This is a genomic window from Blautia sp. AF26-2 (assembly GCF_003460955.1).
Classification (GTDB): Bacteria; Bacillota; Clostridia; order Lachnospirales; family Lachnospiraceae; genus Fusicatenibacter; species Fusicatenibacter saccharivorans.
In genome coordinates, this window is record NZ_QTWD01000008.1 from 50,150 (window position 1) to 68,616 (window position 18,467).

General features: G+C 41.6%; 18 protein-coding genes. All 18 read right to left on the reverse strand.

Annotated features, from left to right (window positions below; all coding sequences use genetic code 11):
* Window positions 1-368 precede the first annotated feature (368 nt).
* Window positions 369-767, reverse strand: coding sequence for a hypothetical protein (locus DWY63_RS11580; protein WP_117802195.1), 399 nt, complete (start codon window positions 765-767; stop codon window positions 369-371).
* The gene (locus DWY63_RS11585; RefSeq protein ID WP_117802196.1) at window positions 764-952 is read right to left on the reverse strand and encodes a hypothetical protein; all 189 of its coding nucleotides are present in this window, start codon (window positions 950-952) and stop codon (window positions 764-766) included. Before DWY63_RS11585 ends, DWY63_RS11580 begins: the two co-directional genes overlap by 4 nt.
* A 158-nt stretch (window positions 953-1,110) precedes the next feature.
* Window positions 1,111-1,530 carry a hypothetical protein gene (locus tag DWY63_RS11590; RefSeq protein WP_117802197.1) on the reverse strand — a complete coding sequence of 140 codons (420 nt, stop codon included), beginning with the start codon at window positions 1,528-1,530 and terminating at the stop codon, window positions 1,111-1,113.
* Window positions 1,531-1,710: 180 nt separating this feature from the next.
* Window positions 1,711-2,634 (reverse strand): AAA family ATPase, encoded by a 924-nt coding sequence (locus DWY63_RS11595; RefSeq protein WP_117802198.1) that lies wholly within the window; start codon window positions 2,632-2,634, stop codon window positions 1,711-1,713.
* Window positions 2,635-2,709: 75 nt separating this feature from the next.
* Complete coding sequence (locus DWY63_RS11600; protein WP_158568359.1) at window positions 2,710-3,261, reverse strand: leucine-rich repeat domain-containing protein; 552 nt, start codon at window positions 3,259-3,261, stop codon at window positions 2,710-2,712.
* Between the two features lie 170 nt (window positions 3,262-3,431).
* A complete protein-coding gene (locus DWY63_RS11605) occupies window positions 3,432-3,659 on the reverse strand; it encodes a hypothetical protein (RefSeq protein WP_117802200.1) in 228 nt (75 codons plus the stop codon).
* A 192-nt stretch (window positions 3,660-3,851) separates the two neighbouring features.
* A complete protein-coding gene (locus DWY63_RS11610; RefSeq protein ID WP_117802201.1) occupies window positions 3,852-4,391 on the reverse strand; it encodes a DUF3841 domain-containing protein in 540 nt (179 codons plus the stop codon).
* 169 nt (window positions 4,392-4,560) lie between these two features.
* Entirely contained in the window at window positions 4,561-4,782 is a 222-nt protein-coding gene (locus DWY63_RS11615; RefSeq protein ID WP_117802202.1) for a hypothetical protein, read from the reverse strand.
* 88 nt (window positions 4,783-4,870) lie between these two features.
* The gene (locus DWY63_RS11620) at window positions 4,871-5,275 is read right to left on the reverse strand and encodes a hypothetical protein (protein ID WP_117802203.1); all 405 of its coding nucleotides are present in this window, start codon (window positions 5,273-5,275) and stop codon (window positions 4,871-4,873) included.
* Window positions 5,276-5,436: 161 nt separating this feature from the next.
* Window positions 5,437-5,844, reverse strand: a complete 408-nt coding sequence (locus DWY63_RS11625) for a DUF3592 domain-containing protein (RefSeq protein WP_117802204.1) — start codon at window positions 5,842-5,844, stop codon at window positions 5,437-5,439.
* Between the two features lie 648 nt (window positions 5,845-6,492).
* Window positions 6,493-10,167 carry a CAP domain-containing protein gene (locus DWY63_RS11630; RefSeq protein WP_117802205.1) on the reverse strand — a complete coding sequence of 1,225 codons (3,675 nt, stop codon included), beginning with the start codon at window positions 10,165-10,167 and terminating at the stop codon, window positions 6,493-6,495.
* Between the two features lie 286 nt (window positions 10,168-10,453).
* Window positions 10,454-10,978: a BsaA family SipW-dependent biofilm matrix protein gene (locus DWY63_RS11635; protein WP_117802206.1), complete on the reverse strand. Its 525-nt coding sequence runs from the start codon at window positions 10,976-10,978 to the stop codon at window positions 10,454-10,456.
* Window positions 10,979-10,995: 17 nt separating this feature from the next.
* A complete protein-coding gene (locus DWY63_RS11640) occupies window positions 10,996-14,985 on the reverse strand; it encodes an MSCRAMM family protein (RefSeq protein ID WP_117802207.1) in 3,990 nt (1,329 codons plus the stop codon).
* Complete coding sequence (locus tag DWY63_RS11645; protein WP_117802208.1) at window positions 14,972-16,117, reverse strand: hypothetical protein; 1,146 nt, start codon at window positions 16,115-16,117, stop codon at window positions 14,972-14,974. The genes DWY63_RS11640 and DWY63_RS11645 overlap by 14 nt, the downstream gene beginning before the upstream one ends.
* A 105-nt stretch (window positions 16,118-16,222) precedes the next feature.
* On the reverse strand, window positions 16,223-17,062 hold the full coding sequence (locus DWY63_RS11650; RefSeq protein ID WP_158568360.1) for a SipW-dependent-type signal peptide-containing protein: 840 nt from the start codon (window positions 17,060-17,062) through the stop codon (window positions 16,223-16,225).
* 67 nt (window positions 17,063-17,129) lie between these two features.
* On the reverse strand, window positions 17,130-17,642 hold the full coding sequence (locus DWY63_RS11655; protein ID WP_158568361.1) for a signal peptidase I: 513 nt from the start codon (window positions 17,640-17,642) through the stop codon (window positions 17,130-17,132).
* A gap of 20 nt (window positions 17,643-17,662) precedes the next feature.
* A complete protein-coding gene (locus tag DWY63_RS11660) occupies window positions 17,663-17,869 on the reverse strand; it encodes a hypothetical protein (protein WP_117802211.1) in 207 nt (68 codons plus the stop codon).
* 96 nt (window positions 17,870-17,965) lie between these two features.
* Window positions 17,966-18,466: an HD-GYP domain-containing protein gene (locus DWY63_RS11665; RefSeq protein ID WP_117802212.1), complete on the reverse strand. Its 501-nt coding sequence runs from the start codon at window positions 18,464-18,466 to the stop codon at window positions 17,966-17,968.
* Window position 18,467: the final 1 nt, after the last annotated feature.

Below are 18,467 nucleotides of genomic sequence, written 5' to 3' on the forward strand. Positions count from 1 at the left end.
CTCTTCGTGCCAAAGTCAAGCAGAGGATCTGTGGTTCCCTGTTATCAATGCAGGACATTAGCATTGTTTCCTGGTTTGCACTCACAGAGCTTCAGACTGAAGATTACATCTAAAGGTGTGTCTTTACCTTACTGCTTAACATAGTTCCTATCTGCAACATGTCTTTCGACAGTAGCAGTCACTTAGGCTTGAGACCTATTGTTAAGCTATAGATAAGAGACTTCATGTGTCCACTCTTATCTATATTTGAATGCATATTTCTATGTTTTTGGTTACTTAACAATTAGTCCCTATACATTTTATAATCTCTCGGAATCTTCAGCCCGCTAAAATCAAGGCTTTCAGATCCCTCTTTTTATATGAAGAAACTATCCGCCAAGAGATATTAGTATTTGCAAAAGTTCTGAAATGTTCGTACTCAGGATTTCTAAATTACTTAGCTCTGCTGTATCCTTTGAAAAAGCTTGCAGACATTCCTTTCGAGAATATGATTTCGTACCCACTTTCACGATTTCAGGTAAAAAACAGCATTTGAGATACCTGAAGAACTTTGTTACTGATTCTTCAGCATTTGCCAAATATGTCTCCGTGTTAATCCATAGATGACATTGTACGTTATTACCAGAATATCCCAAACCAATCTTGTGGCAACCATTTTGCGTTTCCGCCATCTGCAATGCCACTTTGGCATAGGATATACTGGTTAGCGCGTTTTCGCCTAATGCTGTTACTGTACATATTTCTTGCATTACTCTTTCACTGCTCATCTTGAAATACCGTTTTTTTGCTTTTTTTTCCTGGCAGCCCTCTTCCGCATCTGCTCACTAAGATACCGCATCTGCTCCATATCCTCTTCCGGATCTCTTGGATGACCTGGACACATCAAGACCAAGCTCAAAAATCCGAAAAAAAGTCCACAAGCTCCAATAATTCCACCAAGTGTAAGTGCCATAACCTTCCATCTCCTTTTCAAACGTTAGAGAGCTGATTTACACTCTCTTATATAGAATTGTAAATCCACTTTCAAAAATTTCTCACGTACGAAAAAAGCGCGGAATTCTGTTAAAATTCCACGCTTTGCGAATATTTATTTTCTTTTAAAAGGAGAACTTATTCTTCAGGATATTTTTTTCGGAAACTTTCTAAAACATGTTCAAACATAGTTTCGATTTCTTCCGCTGTCAGATCCACGATCTCCGGGAAGAAATCTTCTTCCTCCTCATCATAATCATCATAGTCGTCCTCATCGTAAGGGTCATCCAGATGATCATGCACAAAATTATAGTCCTCAACGGTATCCAAAAAATCCCGAAAACATTCTGAAAATGTAGTGCCGCCATAGTAAAAAGGACTCATCTCAGTATTCGAACCAGATTGCATACCATTCTGCTCCGCGGCGCGGGCAGCCTGTTCGGCTTCTTCTGGATCTATGATATGTCCCCAAAGTCCATATTCATTTTCCTCCAAAGTTCCAAAGTGTCCATTGCAAATCAGGCACCGGAAAATAGGTTTCTGATCAAAATTCTCCATACGTTTTTCCTCGTTTATCTTTCTTCAACAATTTAGTCTGTATCATATTCTCCCGTTACAGTTCGTTTTGTAGTGTTTCGTGGTGTTTCGTACTGTTACAGCTCAATATGTATCATATCACGATTGCCCCCAAAAGTCATTGCTGTTTTATTATTTCTTGTATTAATTCTAAAATCCCCCCTATTGATTAGCACGTTTCTTCTCTGCTTCCAAAATATCCTGAAGCAGGAGTGACCCAAGCTTTTCCGTAAGGTAATCTACGGTTTCCGCCTGTGAATGGTTCCCTTTTGCATAGTTCTGCAGATCAGTATCCAGTTCTAAGGCATCAATATCTTTAATGAACTTTTGGATCATCTGCAACTCTTCATCCGGTCCATACGGGGTAAACTCCACCTTATTACGGAATCTTCGAAGCAGAGCCTTATCCAGTCTGTCTGAGCGATTTGTTGCTGCAATTACCACTTGCCCTACGGCAAGTGTATCTAAGCATTGCATTAAGGAAATCGTTGTTCGGCCAAGCTCCCCATCTGCTCCCGTATCATGACCGCGCTCAAGACCGATACAATCAATTTCATCCAGCATCAATACACAAGGGACGTTTTGGCAATATTGAAATACCGTCTGCAAATTCTTAGCAGTTTTTCCAAGATAGGATTCAATTAAATTGGAAAAGTTAAGGTATATATAGGGAATTTGCAGTTTATATGCAACATACTTTGCAAATTCCGTCTTTCCAGTTCCCGGTAATCCGTAAATCAAACTGCCGTTACGGTATGAAATAGCATAGTCCGCTAATCTGTATGCAACCTGAGTTCCCGCATAAATCTTATCGTATAACTGCCGTTGAACAGTGCCTACATAATAACGATTTTCGGGAAAATCAGACACATCCTGAATATGGATAAGCCCTTGCAAATTAGCCGGCAAGGTAGTCAACTCTAAGCTGCCGATGTTCAGCAGGTTTTTGCAGTAATTAATCTGCCGTTGATTTTTTTTCGTTGTGTCATTCGCACAACATGCTATTGCTGCTTTTTTCGCATCTTGAATTCTGTTTTTAGCCAAACATTCGATTACGAGTAGCATATTTTTATCCAAACCAGACATTTCAATAAATCCTTTCTATATTTTTCTCGACAATTTCACGTAAAAGATTTCCAAACTTATCGCCAAGATAAACGGTTATTCTTCTACAATTTGTATATTCAAATCGTCATTGCCTTTCATGATTTCCTGTAACCGTGCTTCCGTTTCCGATCCCGCCGGAACGTGAATCTTTAATGGCTCTCCGCACAATGCAAAATTGTCCTCATCAATTTCCTCTACGGTTCCCGGGAGATAAAGATCTGTCAAAGAGCTACACGCTGTGATTGCGTGATCCCCAATCTTTTTTAATCCGTCCGGGAAATTCAGCTCTTGCAAGGAATCGCAGCCATAGAAGCTGCTGTTTTCTAATATCTCCACTGGACCTGAGATTTCAACTTTTTCCAGTGTTGTTGCAAAGTTAAATGCGCTGTTGCCAATTGCCCGAACCGTTTTCGGTAAAATAACCGTCTTTACTTCTTCATTTCCTTCAAAAAGCCGCTCACCAATCTGACTGACTGTCTTTCCGTTAATTTCTTCCGGAATGGCGATGGTATCCTGCGGGGTTGATGTCTCAAAATACCAGATAGATACTGTTCCATTCTCCAGATCCTTTTTAAGATACTGGATATCGGACGTTTCCCTGCTCATTGAAGTTGTAGATACCGAATGGTTGTTCGGATCAGTGTTATTGCCTACTGTTGCATTTTGGGAGCTGCCGCAACTGCTCAAAAGGAGGCAAAATCCACATAATCCTAACACAATTTTTCCCTTTTTCATACCCAAATCCTTTCTCTGAATATTTTTTGATGTATGCGGCGTTACTTCTTTTTAGACACTTCCGAAGCGCAACCCACAATATCCCCAATATAGATTGAGGTTTCGGTTCCATTTTCATCTTCGACCACAACAATGAAATTGTTCAGATTCGAAATAATTCCAGAAATGCTTGTACCATCAGAAAGCTGCAGACGTACGGCATCATTTACGAAGAATCTGGCGTTTTGTGAACCTACATACAAAGAATTCTCAATTGTTATGCTTTGCACAATTCTTCCCTCCTTATAAAATCTTTTCACATATAGTATTAGAAAAAAATGTTAAATCGTATTTCACGTACAAAAAAACAGTATCAACCCTCTAAGTAGACTCGGATGCTACAATCATAAAAAAGAAGATGCCCTTTCTGCAGTATCAGGCATCTCCTTTTGTGGTAAATATTCTATTATTTTAAAAATTGGCTATAAGAATAGCACTTCGCGGATCATTTCCTTCCGGATCTCCCAAAAATGGACATAAACATAATCTGAATGTATGATGTTAAATACCTGATGCCAGGATAACACCCTCATGAATGCTTGTTTGGCAGCGTCAGCATTTCTATATGCTTCATAGTCGCTATCCAATTCTTCCGGTGTATCTCCATGCGGAATGTATTCTCCAAGCGAAATGCTATCCCACATTAAAGAATCACTCAAAAGCAATTTTCGATCCGGAACTTCCAGTGTAAGGCAGACGGAGGCCTCTTCAGGGAAATTGTCAAAATCCAAGTTCTCAGGGATATTGTTTTCGCCGCCATAAAGATAATATCCCCAAATAGGCGCAGCGGAAGGATCTGGCGGAAACCCAATTGTTTGTATCATCTTATTGACGAGCAAAGAATAACCGCCGGGGGTATACGGAAAATCCACAACAGGGCATATCTTTTTATCCCCATAATATGGAATGCCTTCCTGCAACAATCGAAGCGTCTCTCTGGTTATCAGTGTCCATACTTTCAATTAAACCACCTCTTTCTTTTCCAAGCACAACACAATTATCTGGTCACTAATAGTATGTGAAAAAATTAAAATCTCGATTTGAGCGTACAAGAGAAAAAGACAAAAAGAAAAGAGGGAAAATCCCTCTTTCTCATTCATATGTCTATGCTTTTACACAAAAATGCTGCCCTTACACAAAAAATGCCTCGTTTCCTCTTGCTACTTCCGAGGTTCGAAAGAAAATCACAATCTGATGCGGATACGGAGCCGTTGTATCTCCATAATCAATGTTTTCTATATGAAAATCCAAATCTTTCATGCGGATTGTTTCAGTGGGTACATCATCTTTTTCTTGCTCGCATAACAATATGGTAAGAGAGTTTGGGACTCTGCTTTTCATCAAAACTTTCATATTTATCGCTCCTCTTCAAAAATTGTATCATGTTAAAAAATCCTATACAAGCCCTCATATTTCACGAATTTCTTTTCCTTATATTCCCCTATTTTTGTATAAAAATCATGAAAAAAAGTAAAATCAGCATTTCCACCAGTCCGATCGCACATAGTCGAGAAAAATTTTTGTATTTCTGACCAGAAATTCGAAAATCATAGGGATTTTGTGGGTTGATCCAGATTTCTATCGGCATTCCGATCCATAGGGGTTGACTGGGGGATTCTAACAAACAAGGGAGCAGATATCGTTCCGGCCAGAAAAATTCGATCAAAACCATTGGCATGTTCGAGGTTCGAAAACCTTCTATGGAAGCAATACGTCCTTGAAGTTTTTGCGTACAACGTCTTTTCTTATGAAGAACGCAGATTTTTAGAATACATCCCATACAAAAGAAAAATAGGCTGATTACCACTCCGCCCCCTAAAAACAAGCGAGCAGCACTTACAGACATATATCATCCTTCTTTCCTTAAAAATATTTTCCCTATATTTAGTATTACAAATTTTTTGCGTTTTAAGTTGCATTTATATGTGAATGAAAGGACAAGAAAATCTCCGACAGATCAGCGCGCACATATATGCTGGTCATGCCGGAGCAGATAAAAAGCAGAAATTAATGAGTACCTACATAGTAGGCAATCCCGATAGCCACCGCAACAAGTGACTGCATAATTCCTAATATTAAACGGCCTGTCCATGCCGCGTTTTTGACAAATGCATTTTCCGGTTTGGAATTCTGATAATAAACGATCGCAGGCTCTCCTTTTTCCCAAACTGCTTTCGTTGCATTCACTGTTTCACATGTGTAAGAAGCAAGTCCCGCCTGATAGCGGACAACAGCATGGAAAAGCGGCTGCCCTTTGGCGTTTTTGATTTCCACTACATCTTCCACAATACCATCAGCTCTCTCTTTACAGGAAAGCAATTTTCGAATTCGCGGAAGTGCAACGAATCCAAACCATCCAATTGCGTCAATCAGCATGCAAGCATAGAATAATAAACTAAATTGTTCTGAACTCATGAAGTCGTCCTCCTCTTTGATTCGTTTCGTGCAACTATGTAGATAAATTTATTATACATTACAAAAGCATAAACTGCAAATTGTTTACAAAAAAATAATCTTTGGCACGAAATTATTTGAATTTTTATTGCTTCTGCCAGGAATAATGATATAATAAATTCATCAAGAAATTTGGTTTTAAATTAAACTCATGAAGCCAATCTCCTTTTTTGATTCGTTTTGTGTAACCATAATCCAATTTTTTTGCAAACCTTATACATATCTGTCATCTTTCCCAAATAACCTAATGTGTTTGTCCGTCATTGAGCCACCACCGTATCTTCAACCTCGTCAACTAATATTGCTTGCGCCCATCTTCCATATAACAAAAATCAACTGAAGAACACTATGACGTTTAGATTTATAAACATTCTTGACAACCACACATTAAATTGCTCGAAAATAATGTGTAGTTGTCAGATGCCACGGGGTATTAGCCGAACGCAGAAGAAGGTCTAAACGCTCTATACGAGCGCTTTTTACAGGAAGATGCTATTCCAATACAAACTTCAACTGCCCGGGTTTCTAACGTATACAAAAAAGCAAAGAACGGCATAGCCGTTAAGCCATACCGTTCCTCGTTTCCATATTTCTTAAATTACCACCGTGTTACTGGCGTTTTTTTCTGCGGACGGTTTCTTCCAGAACACCGAAAGATCCTGCCGCCAGAGCCATTAAGATGCCGATCGGGGTCGTATCTCCTGTTGCTACGCTTCCGGCTTTGGTGATGGTGGTACCTTTTTCATTGTCTTTTGCAATGCTTCCAGTGCTTGCGGTCAGAGTAGCGCCGCCGCTCTGCTGTTCTTTCTTCACGGTTTCTGCCTTCTTCGCTTCTTCCGCCTTTTTGGCTTCTTCTGCTTTCTTGACTTCTTCCGCTTTCTTCTCCTCTTCTGCTTTCTTCTCTTCCTCTGCCTTTTTCTCTGCATCTACAAACTTCTGATAGTTTGCTTTTGCAATTACAAGGTCCGCAAGAGTCTCGGCATGTTTTGCAGCGGCTTCCTCATAAGCAACTTTCTTCACAGCCGTATTCTCTTTTGCTTTGGCAAGATCAGCTTTTGCTGTCTCGTAAGCGGCTTTTGCAGAATTGATCTTGGTTACGTAATCGTTCAGATAGGTGAAGCCCTCTTCTGTGATCGGGGTCTTCATGGCATCTGCCAGTGTGATATTCTTGGCAATTGCAAGAACACCGCAGGCATCGGTGTATGCCTTATCTTTCTCTTTTACGGCCTGCTTTTTCGCAGCTACATCTTTCTTAGCGGCTTCTACAGCAGATTTCGCAGCGGAAACATTTTCTTTTGCCTTTTTCAGAGCGTTCTGCGCATTCTGGTATGCATTCAGGGATGCTTTGGCAGCTTCGTATGCTTTCTGGAGCGGTGCTACAGCCGCGGATTTAGCGGCAACTTTCTGTGCGGTTGTATCTTTCTCAGCCTGCAGTTTTTCAACCGATTCTTTTGCTTTCGCAAGAGCATCCTCTTTCTGTTTCAGCTCTGCTTTGGCATCCGCAAGGGCGGTCTGTTTCTCTTTCAGAGCAGCTGCTTTCTGATCAGCAACAGCCTGTTTTGCTTCCATATCCTTTTTCAGATCGGCAATGTTTTTGTTCAGCTGTGCCAGATAATCATTCTTTTCTTTTGCGGTCTGCTGATCTGCTGCCAGTTTCTTTACAGCATTGTCATATGTAGCCTGTGCGGCATCGACTGCTGTCTGTCCGTCTGCAATGGCTTTCTGGATATCTGCCAGGGCTTTGTCTGCATCTGTCTTGGACAGGTTCTTGATTACCTGTGTTCCGGACGCGGTTACGATCTTATATCCAACAGCTTTCTTTACAGAGCTGTAAGAATGACCCGTTACTGCAGAATGGTCACCAACCGCTTCGATAGCATCCGGTCCATAGCCGAAATCTTCTCCGCATTCATTGCATACCTGATGGTATTCGTAGTTGGTTTCTACTTTGGCATTCTTATCGCCAGTCATTGCGATCACAGATTCTGTCAGCTTGTCAAGAAGCTGATCTCTTTCTGCCTTTGCAGCAGTAAGTGCGTTTTCTTTCTGGTCGGATACCTGTTTGCAGGATGCGATATTTTCTTTTGCAGCATCCACTGCAGATGCGCTCTCAGCAACTGCATTCTGAGCTGTTTCATATGCCGTTGTCTTGGAATCGAGATCCGCTTTTGCTTTATTCAGCTCCTGTACGGCATTGTTGTATGCTTCGGTAGCCTGTTTCAGAGCATCTTCGTTGACGGATTTCTCGTTCTGATACTGTTTCAGAAGTGCATCCCATTTTGCCACTTCATCCTGTGCTGCATTGTAAGCCGCCAGTTTCGCATCGTAATCAGCCTGGGCTTTATCCAGATCGGTCTGGGCTTTAGTAAGTTTGTCAATGTAGGCCTGCAGGAGAGCGCGGAACTCAGCTACTGTGTAGCAGTAACCCTCGTCTTCATCGTTTACAGAGCCAAACACCTGACTCTCACAAGAACTGTATAAATCCGGATTCGTTCTGTTATAGCAGAGTCCAAAACCTGTAACTGTGTTATTGGCGCTGACGAGAGCAAGATAATGCAGTCTTTCGCTTAAAATAGTGCTGTCTTTTTCACTGTCATACCATGCCATATAGGCGATTTCCGGATCATCCATTCCCCATGCAAGGTTTTCACCATAACCGAACTGGAAAGTATGATCTTCTGTATGTAAAGAAGCATTTGCCTGATACTGCGCCGCAGCCATTGCTCTTGCAGAAATTTTAAACTCTTCCAGATTATTTGCTCTTCTGAGTTCATTGGATTTTTCAATAAAATCCAGAGCGTACAGCATGTTTTTCAGACTGGTTGCATCATCTTCCGCACCCATGTTGGTTTTGTCTGGATAATCTCCCTGTGAAAACAGATCAGATGCTGCTGTCTCACCGATACTGTCGAAGAATCCTTTTGATCCCAGTGCTTCCTGCTTCTTCGCTTCTTCTGCAGCCGCTTTTGCCGCATCTAAAGCTGCTTTTGCTGCATCCAGCTCATTTTTGGCTTTTTCTGCATTAGACTCAGCATTTGCTTTGCTGTTCTGTGCATCTGACATGTTGCTTTCGGATTTGGACACTGCATCTTTCTTCGCATCCATTTCAGCTTTGGCGGTATTCTGTGCATTTTCTTTCTGGTCTGCATTGGACTGTGCCGCATCCATCTCAGCTTTGGCAGTTTCAGCGGCAGATACTTTTTTCTGGTAATCTGCGGTAAGCTCGTCCAGCTTGCTGTTCGCTGCGATCAGCGCATCAAAGGCATCAGAATATTCTTTCTGCGCGGCATCAACCTTTTTCTGCTGTTCTGCAAGTGCGGCGGCATCTGCGTTCACTTTTGCTTCTGCCAGACCCTTTTTCGCATCTTCCAGCGCATTTTTCTTGGCATCCAGATCTTTTTTCGCATTGTCTGTAACGGTCTGCTGTGCCTTTACAGCGGCACCTGCTTCTTCCGCATCCTTTTTCGCCTGTGCATATTTGGAATCTTTATCTGCAGCATTGGAAGCGGTATCATACAAGTCTTTTGCGGTTTCTGCATCTTTCTTTGCAGCATCCGCGTCTTTTTCTGCATCTTTTACATCGGATTCTGCCTGATCAACTTTATCCTGTGCATCCGCCTTGTCCTGCTCTGCAGAAGATTCATTTTTCTTTGCTTCATCCAGCTCTTCCTGCTTTTTGGCATCCTCTGCTTTGGCATCTTCCAGATCTTTATTTGCTTTATCCAGATCATTCTTTTTCTGATCCACACTTTCCTGTGTTTCATCGGTCGTGGTCTGGTCTGCTTTCTGCTGTGCATCCTGCTCTGCCTTTTCCTGCTCTTCTAAAGCGGCCTGTGCATCCTTTTCTGCCTGCTCTGCTTTTTTCTGGTCCTCAGCGGCTTTATCTGCATCTGCTTTAGCCTGGTCAGCAGCATCCTGTGCATCTTTCTGCGCCTGATCGAAAGCATCCTGTGCATCTTTTTCAGCCTGGTCGATATCTTTCTGCGTCTGATCGGCCTCTGCCTGCTTTTTATCTTCGTCCTCTTTAGCGGCATCATAATCTGCTTTGGCCTGATCGGAATCCTGTTTTGCTTCGTTTTCCTTTTCCTGCGCCCGATCCAGCTGATCCTTGGCTTCTTCTTTGGTTTCCGGGTCTGCCGGAGCTTCGGTTTCTTCTGGAGCCTGTACGGTGTTTTCAGTATTTTCATCTAATGTTTCAGCATGAACAGTGGATGTTCCTCCAACTGCCACACCACCTGCAACAACACCCATAGCCAGAGTTGCAACTACTTTTTCTTTTTTCATTGTCCTATTTCCTCCTGTACTTAGCAATTTTGATAATCAACGATCCTATTCCATTTAGATTCGTTTTTGTCTACATTCATAGTATGACAAAAAAAATTCAAATGAATTTTCACGTACGAAAAAAAATAGAAATTAATCATTATTACAAAACCACTGTTTTCCACAATGATTGTATTAAGTGTACCACTTTGACCTTGCAAAAACAATCACTTGATTGTATTTTAGTCAAAGAATTGGCAGAATTTCTATCATGTCGTGGTAAAAGTCCTGCCAATAATCCACTTACTTATTTGTTCTTTTTATATGCACTCCATGCTTCATCCGCAGATTTGAAGTATCCAACCTGCAGACTTTCTTCGCGGACGATGATATCAAAATCTTTCATCTCATCTTCTGGTGCATTCTTCGAAACAGTTACGGTAGTAAACAGTGGGGTTGTTTTAGATCCTTTTGGGAGAATCTTCTTATAATAATAGTAGCCACCATTTTTAAGTTCCCAGTCGGTCGTATTCCAGTTTACAGTGCAATACTGCTGCATATCACTGTCTGAAAACAAAATCTGCATACGAACATATGTATCGCTGCCATTATTTTTGACGCGAACCTCTTTTTTTACTACGCTTCCGGGCTTAAAACTCGGGTCTGGAAAAACCTCTTCGATGTTGGTATCATTTACAGCCACTTTGAGCTTATTATTTGTCTGCTCGGAGTCGGTGAAGTACGCAAGCACTCCACCAATTCCAGCGACAGCACAAAGAAGCATCAAACAAGTAATGAGGAAAAACCGTTTCTTACCTTTTACTTTCTTCATCTTTGTGTCCTCCAAAATTATTTCGCTTTAACAGGTACGGTAAACGAGGCTGTTAATTTAACGCCATCTTTGTTGTAAGTGACAGTTACCGTGCAATTGCCGCTACTATTCGGGAACGTCTGAATACTTGTCGTGTAGGTGCTTGCATCTACAATAACACTGGAATCCTTGGTTCCGTCATTGGTAGTCAATGTGGCTTCAATTTGATTTTTATCTACCGAAGATCCGCCAGATACAGGACTGCTACCAACCCATTTAGCAGTAAAGGTATACTTCACGCTATTGTCTTTGGTAGACTGCAGCTTGTTGTCTACAACATCCGTATGCGTATAGTATTGCCAATCGTATTTGAAGTTTGTAAATGTTGCATTGTAAGTATTATTTGCTGGTGTCATGTTGAAAGTTACATGTTCTCCAGAAACTGTACCACCTTGAGATGTAAGGGTAGACAACTTATATCGTCCTGTTTCTTCCTCGGTTGCAACATAATCGCCCATCGGAATATCCTTAAATACCTCTGACAGAGATACATATCCGTCTGATCCGGTATTTTTCTTAACGGTGGCGGCATCAAATCGTACCTGTCGATAATAGGTGTGTGATTTTCCTGCATAATCAGTACCCGTCAGTTTAAGGATAAAGATTGGATCACCGTTTTTGAAGTTGATGTCAGATGCTTTGATACGTTTTGTAAGTGTGATCTGCTTAGTTTTAGGTAAGTTCTGAAGAGTGCCTTTATCTACGGTTGCTCCATTTTCATTAATGGTCACTTCAAAAGACTCCAAAATATAACCTTTATTCGCTGTGCAGGACTGCTCCTCGACAAGATAGGTATCATATAAGAATCCTTTACCACTTCCAAAATTCACATCTTTTTCATAGATATAACCATCACTGGCAGTATTCACAATATGTGACTCGCCGGTTGTTTTACTCGTGATTTTAAATGGAATATTGGCCATGGCCTTGTTTTTCTCATCTGTTTTATTGAAACGAATGTAACCTCTATACATTTTTTCTTTGGATACTGGTTTGTTTTTTAATACAGCCTTATCATTTTCGATCACAGAATTCATAACATATACATTAGAATCCAGCTGATATCCTTTTGGTGCTTTTGTCTCTTGGAATGTTGTGGTTCCAACTGGGAATACAACTTTTCCGTTCTCCTTATAGAAGTCTGGACCGCTTACCAGATGATCTGCATCCAGTTTGATCTGTCCCTTTGCATCTGTTTTTAATACCCATGTGTATTTTGCTTTTCTGCCAGAAGCTGCCGGATCGGTTGTGGAGACTACATCATAATATTTCATGGTGTATTCCGCACCCTGTAAGGAGCCTGCTCCCTGTGGTTTAGCAAGTCCTGTTTCTGCATCCACTTTTTCAAGAATAACTTCTGGAGCAGGAACCTGTCCCGGTTTATCCTTACCTGTCACGTTGGCAGTCGCAACACTGGATGTCAGAGAGGCTGTCAGTGTATCGGTGGAAAGATAATATCCAGCCGGAGCTTTTAACTCTTTCAGAGTATATGTTCCTAATGGCAGGTTCGATAAAGATCCTTTTCCTTCCGCATCTGTAACGATGGTTCCCACCTTTGTGCCGGCGGCATTGTAAACGCCGTATTCAGCACCTTTTAAATAGTAGGATTCGTAGTCCGAATGCAGATCGGTGGTGGATTTCTTAACAAGATTGATTGTTCCGGTTTTCGGTGGTTCTTTTACGGTAACGGAAAGGTCTTTTTTGTCTACCGTAAACTGCTGATCTTCTGCAAGCGAATATCCCTGAGAAGCAATGGTTTCATGTAACCAATAGGTTCCATTTTTCAGCTTAACAGAGAAAGAACCGTTCTCGTCGGTATAAGCATCGGCTACTTTTGTTGTCTTATCGGAAGCATAAATCTCAAATTTGGCGTTTTTCAGTGCATAGTTTCCGTTATTTGCTGTAATCGTTGTATTGCCGGATACCTTATTCACAGTCACAGTAAAGGTATTCTGTGTATTGGTGGCATCCAGAACAATTGTTTTAACGCCAGCCTGGTCAACGGTAAACTCCTGTGAAAAAGTTCCGGTGTAGCCGTCAGGGTTCTGTGTTTCGACAACTTTGAATTTGTTGCCATCTGCTTCATCGCCCTGAATGTTGTTAAGTAAGTAGCACTTATCTGCTTCTACCCAGTTCATATTGGCGTAGGTCTGCCATTTACTGTTCTTCCATTTGTAAACGGTAAATTTCGCACCTTTTAAGACTGCACCTGAGTCAGAGTCAGTTTTATTGATACGAAGCACACCTACTTTCGACATTGAGCCAACATATTCGGATGTATAACCAAATTCTGAAGTATACCAAGTATTCGGTGATGCTGACGTTGTGTTGGACGAGCCTTCCCATCCATTAAATTTGGAACCTTCTCCATTATAAAATGAATCTGGATATTTTTGGATTCCTTCCTCTTTTAATCCTCCTCCAGGACCTGTAACCTTACTAATCGTGCCTCCATTATAGAAGATAACGGTCTGGCTGTCTCCTTCAAAGGTATATGTTACCCAGCCATTTGAATTATCAGGAGTTGTTCCTCCATCACTTTCACCACCTCTTCTAGCAGACCAGATAGCGTCTGTTCGCGGATCATACACCAGACGATCGTCTGCTTCCTGTGTCAAATAAATATTTTCTACTTTTTCCTGAATATGGAAGCCCTGCGCAAAGTCAAGGTCGGACATGGTAAAATGACCCATTAAGGAGATAGGATCTCCATTCTGTTTGTAATATGCAAACTTGACTTTAATCCATTTTAAACCCTTGATGTCGATTAACGGAGTATATCCTTTGGATAAATCTTTGGAGTTATTCGGGCCAAGAGAAACAATAACGGCATCGATGTCATCTCCGATAGCTGGTTTGTGTGGTGCTTTGTATTCATCCGGAACCTTTGTGTTTTGCCAATCTAGGAACCAGATTTTCATGTTGACAGGGGAGCCGTCATAATATCCCACATTGGTATATTCTGCATACAGATGACCTTGCGCTCCATCATGCGGAATAAAAGAACGTGTATTACTCCAGTTGGTCGTATCAGCCTGTGGCGCCCACCAATTGGAAATAGCTTTAGAATAATATTGGGCGTTTTTACAAAATTCATTATCCCATGTATAATTGCTATCGGTTGTACCAAAAGTGATTTTTGTTTTGCTACCGATAATTGGGGTAAAATAATAATTTCCGTCAATTGGTGTATCCTTAGTAACAATACTTCCTTTTTTCATGGTCGCAACAGACTTAAGATCCCCCATACCCGCGGAAACCTTCCCGGATGTGCTTGCGAAAAGACTGATTCTATTGCTTAATTCAATAAGATCACTGGCGCTTAAATGTTCTTTTAAGAACTCATTTTCACCCCAGTCGGCGGTAACATCAGAAAGTCTGTTATTATACTTAACATTTTCTTCTGACGAAGAGGTTGTAGTGTCTACAGAAGTTTTGGTATCGTCTTCTTTAGCAGTGTTTTTGTCATCTTCCGGAGTTGTAACCACTACAGGAGCCGGAGTCGTTACGGTTGCCGGAGTATCTTCTTCCTGCTTTTCGGCAAATTCAGCAGAAAGCGTAAGCGACTGATCTGCAACAACATTCTGCGTGAGATCGGATTCTTTGCTTTCTACTTCCGTTTCTGTGCCATCAGCATATGATGTACGGATTTTCTGGATCTGATATCCATCATCAGCAGTTACCTCATAAGTGACTTCTGTTCCCTTATTTACAGTAATTGTCTGATTGGTTTTATCTTCACCGTTGATCAGAAATTTTCCATGACCATCGGTCTGAAAAGCAAGATCTACGGTATCATCCGATGCGGTGTTCTCTGCATCCGTATCGAGATTCAGCTCTGTTGTTCCCGTTCCATCTTCTGAATCCGCAAAGGCGGAGAAAGTGCTGACCCCGACAGATGTCATAGCCATAGTAAGAATCAGAAGAAACGAAAGAGCTTTTTTGATTTTTTCGTTAATTTTCTTCATTGCCTTTTCTCCTTTTCGTTGATGCTGAAAGCATAATGATTCCGGCTGCGCCGAGAGAAATGCTTAATCCGGCAAATGCGGATGGAAGAGAAGAATCTCCCGTTGCAACTGTCTTATTTGGAGTTTCCGGTAATTCAGCGGTGAAAATCCATTTGGTCTTGGTCTTATTCATCGCATACTGATTATCCAGCTCTGCAGGAACTGTAAGCGTGTAAGTAAGATCTTTGGAGCTGCCCTGTGCAAAATCACCCAATAACACTTTATTGGTAATCTCGCCAGCCATGCTGCCATCGTATAATGTCTGACCATCGCAGGCGATCTTCAGATGCAGCTTCTGGAGCAGATTATCATCCGCAATCGTGTCCGTTCGGAAGTAAATTTTAACCGACTGGGCATATTTGTTGGAAATCGTGACTTTTCCAGATACCACATCCCCCGGCATAAGGGTTCCCCAGTTGGAGAAGAAATCATCTCCCACCTTAACCAACCCAGCTGCTCCACCTTCGTATGCAACGGAAAACGGGTTATTGCTGGTAACCGGAACTGTATATGCATCCGTTACACTCTGTTCGATAACGGTGCCAAACCACGGATCATCAGATTTGAAATTCGGAGTAAAATTCTTTTCCTGAACTGCATCCGCAGTAAAATTGATTTTCTGATCTTTTTCTGAAAGAGCTTCTGTCCATTCCGCAGGAATGCTGACGGATTTCAGAAATTCTGCAGCTTCGCCATGTTTTACAGGCTTGGTGTAGTAATAATAATCACCACATTTAACCCAGTCATCACCCAGATTCAGCAGCGAATCATCCAGCATATTTCCATCAATGGTCGAATCATCAAATGTGACCTTCATTCGCACCCATGCATCATTGGCCAGATTGAAGATATCAACTAACTCATCGACTACCTGTCCCGGGACAACCACCTGCGCATCATCGAAATCAGTTTTTTCTCCCTTTTCGTCTAAGCCATGTTTTTCCAGACTGATATTGATATTGCCAATGTCTACATTGTTTTCCACAGACACTTCGGACTGTGCGGCGAATACAGGATATGCACTGGCAAACGTTCCTGCTGAAAGCAGAATGCCAAGTAATGTAGCTGAAATTTGCATTCTTTTTTTACTCATATCCACTCTCCTCTTTCTCTTTCCCAAAAAAGGCAGACGGTTCAAGGTCTGCCTTTTGAGAGGAATTAAAAAATTATTTCAAAATTGCAGGCGGCGCGCCGCTGATTAGCGATTGTTGCCATGAACATCTTTGCTGTTGTTGGTGTTCGCGTCTTTTTCGTTGCCGCTGTAGTCATGTCCGGTAGTCGTACCGTGAGCTGCATCGTAGCTTGTTCCCTGTTTGATGAAGATGTCGTAGATGGTCTTCAGATTTGCTGTGGTCAGCTCATCGGTCAGATCTTTTCCGGTCTTGTCCAGGATCTCCTCGGACTGGATTGCAAAGCCTTCAACCTTGATGTCGTTTGCGGAATCCGGAAGAATTTCGTCCTCGATGACGTTTTTCATCTGGATCTTATCGAACAGAGAAGATGTCTTCTGTCCTTTCAGCAGTTTGGTTTTATAACCAAAGACGTAAGTACGAACACCGTCTTTCGAAGCTGTTGCGCCGGTATCCTGAACCTCTTCGTCAACCAGTTCCTGCCAGTTCGCATCGAAGTTGTTTCTTTCCTGATTCTGAGCATCAGCAACATCTTTGAAGTAGAAGATCTCCTGGCTCTTACGGCCGTCTTTGCTTACAGTGCCGTCATCAGCAACCTGGGTAACATATTTGGTCGGAACGGTAACTTTGAGGAATACTACTGCGCTGTTCGATCCGGTGTTTTCGATCAGCGGGTTCTTTGCCAGTTCCTGATTCGGAACAACATCCTCGGCTTTATCCGGGATATTGTTGTTGTTTTTATCGGTTGTATCCCAACCCGGCTCCTGCACATCGATTTTTACTTTGCCGATGGTGAAAGTGTTGGTAGTCTGCTCAGAATCGGTCAGGTAAGCCATTGTGCCTCCTACACCAAGTGCTGCTACAAGTCCACATGCAGCCATTGTTGTTAATGCTTTTTTCTTATTCATTGCTCTTTTTCGCATATCCTTTATTACAGCAGATAAGGATACGCTCTCCTCTCTAAATTTTTTTATTTCAATCCTCATTTTGAGGCTCTGCTGTCTTTTTCTTATCTCCTGAAGAACAGGTACTCTCCAGAATAAGGCTCATTATGTTCAGAATGATAATCCATGCAATTATCACAGGCATCCCTTTTTTGCCCAAAGCTGAAATTAGAAATCCAACTTTTGGAATGCTGAAAAGATACTTTCCAACAATTTGATCCTGTGTAACTGTATGAGCATCTGGATTATCGTTTGCATCGCCCTGAAAGGTATATTCAGACTGATCTTTTTTGATGATACGGTGTGTAACCAGCTCATCATTAGCCAGCCGATACGTTACTACATCTCCTACCTTAACTGCAGTATCTTTCGTATTCACAAAAGCAATTGCGCCTGTATGTATTTGTGGCTCCATAGATCCCGATAGAACAACATAAGGATTTATCCCAAACAATTTCGGGACGACAAAGACAGAAGCCACAAGAGCAATTACAACAGTTAAGATCAAGACGATCCTTCCAAAGGCTTTCGAAAAACTCTTCATTACAAAATCTCCTTTGCTTTTCATATACTCAAAACTTTAGGTTCCGTGTCAAAACCTCTTTTGCTGGTCATCCAGACTTGTGCTGGTCTTGGCTCTTTTAATCCGTCCTGATAACCCGCGGCATATGTTTTATTCAGAAGTTTTTCAAAATCTGCCTTTTTAATCACTATTTTATTATTCGGATCTTCTGTATCTGGCTTAAAGTCATAAAACACAATTGGTTCCATAAGGCGACTTTGAGTTCAGCACGTAAAAGAATGCTACGGCTTTTCTTCTTCCATATATAGTATTGTAAATCCAACTGAAAAAAAGCTTCGTTTTTTTCAGTTGGGCTTTAACCCCGCAAATACCTCGGTCAATTTAGGATCAAACTTTGTTCCAGCGTTATTTTTGAGGTATTGAAGCGCCTTTTCAGGGCTGCAGGGCTCTCTATAGCATCTGAATGATGTCAAAGCATCATATACATCACAGATCCGAAGAATTCTGGCTCCATAGGGGATATCATTTCCCTGCAATCCAAAATATCCGCCGCCATCGTAATCTTCATGGTGGTATAGGACCATTTGGGCGGTTTCCGGTGAAGTATGGCACTGAATCATACGGTATCCAATTTCAGCATGCAACTTCATGATGAAGTATTCCCCCGGAGTTAATTTTCCGGGCTTATTTAGGACCTGCTCTGGAATTTGAGTTTTTCCAATATCATGATAAATTGCTGCCAACTGGACATCCATAGTCGCCTTTTCGTCCATGCCTAACAATATGGTCATATCTGTAACTAAATAGGCCACACGGAGACAATGTTCGCAAAGTCCTGAATTCATG

Coding starts and splice junctions, on each gene's coding strand:
- DWY63_RS11580 (WP_117802195.1), bottom strand. CDS start 767: ATGAGCAGTGAAAGAGTAATGCAAGAAATATGTACAGTAACAGCATTA.
- DWY63_RS11585 (WP_117802196.1), bottom strand. CDS start 952: ATGGCACTTACACTTGGTGGAATTATTGGAGCTTGTGGACTTTTTTTC.
- DWY63_RS11590 (WP_117802197.1), bottom strand. CDS start 1,530: ATGGAGAATTTTGATCAGAAACCTATTTTCCGGTGCCTGATTTGCAAT.
- DWY63_RS11595 (WP_117802198.1), bottom strand. CDS start 2,634: ATGTCTGGTTTGGATAAAAATATGCTACTCGTAATCGAATGTTTGGCT.
- DWY63_RS11600 (WP_158568359.1), bottom strand. CDS start 3,261: ATGAGCAGGGAAACGTCCGATATCCAGTATCTTAAAAAGGATCTGGAG.
- DWY63_RS11615 (WP_117802202.1), bottom strand. CDS start 4,782: ATGAAAGTTTTGATGAAAAGCAGAGTCCCAAACTCTCTTACCATATTG.
- DWY63_RS11620 (WP_117802203.1), bottom strand. CDS start 5,275: ATGTCTGTAAGTGCTGCTCGCTTGTTTTTAGGGGGCGGAGTGGTAATC.
- DWY63_RS11625 (WP_117802204.1), bottom strand. CDS start 5,844: ATGAGTTCAGAACAATTTAGTTTATTATTCTATGCTTGCATGCTGATT.
- DWY63_RS11630 (WP_117802205.1), bottom strand. CDS start 10,167: ATGAAAAAAGAAAAAGTAGTTGCAACTCTGGCTATGGGTGTTGTTGCA.
- DWY63_RS11635 (WP_117802206.1), bottom strand. CDS start 10,978: ATGAAGAAAGTAAAAGGTAAGAAACGGTTTTTCCTCATTACTTGTTTG.
- DWY63_RS11640 (WP_117802207.1), bottom strand. CDS start 14,985: ATGAAGAAAATTAACGAAAAAATCAAAAAAGCTCTTTCGTTTCTTCTG.
- DWY63_RS11645 (WP_117802208.1), bottom strand. CDS start 16,117: ATGAGTAAAAAAAGAATGCAAATTTCAGCTACATTACTTGGCATTCTG.
- DWY63_RS11650 (WP_158568360.1), bottom strand. CDS start 17,062: ATGAATAAGAAAAAAGCATTAACAACAATGGCTGCATGTGGACTTGTA.
- DWY63_RS11655 (WP_158568361.1), bottom strand. CDS start 17,642: ATGAAGAGTTTTTCGAAAGCCTTTGGAAGGATCGTCTTGATCTTAACT.
- DWY63_RS11660 (WP_117802211.1), bottom strand. CDS start 17,869: ATGGAACCAATTGTGTTTTATGACTTTAAGCCAGATACAGAAGATCCG.
- DWY63_RS11665 (WP_117802212.1), bottom strand. CDS start 18,466: ATGAATTCAGGACTTTGCGAACATTGTCTCCGTGTGGCCTATTTAGTT.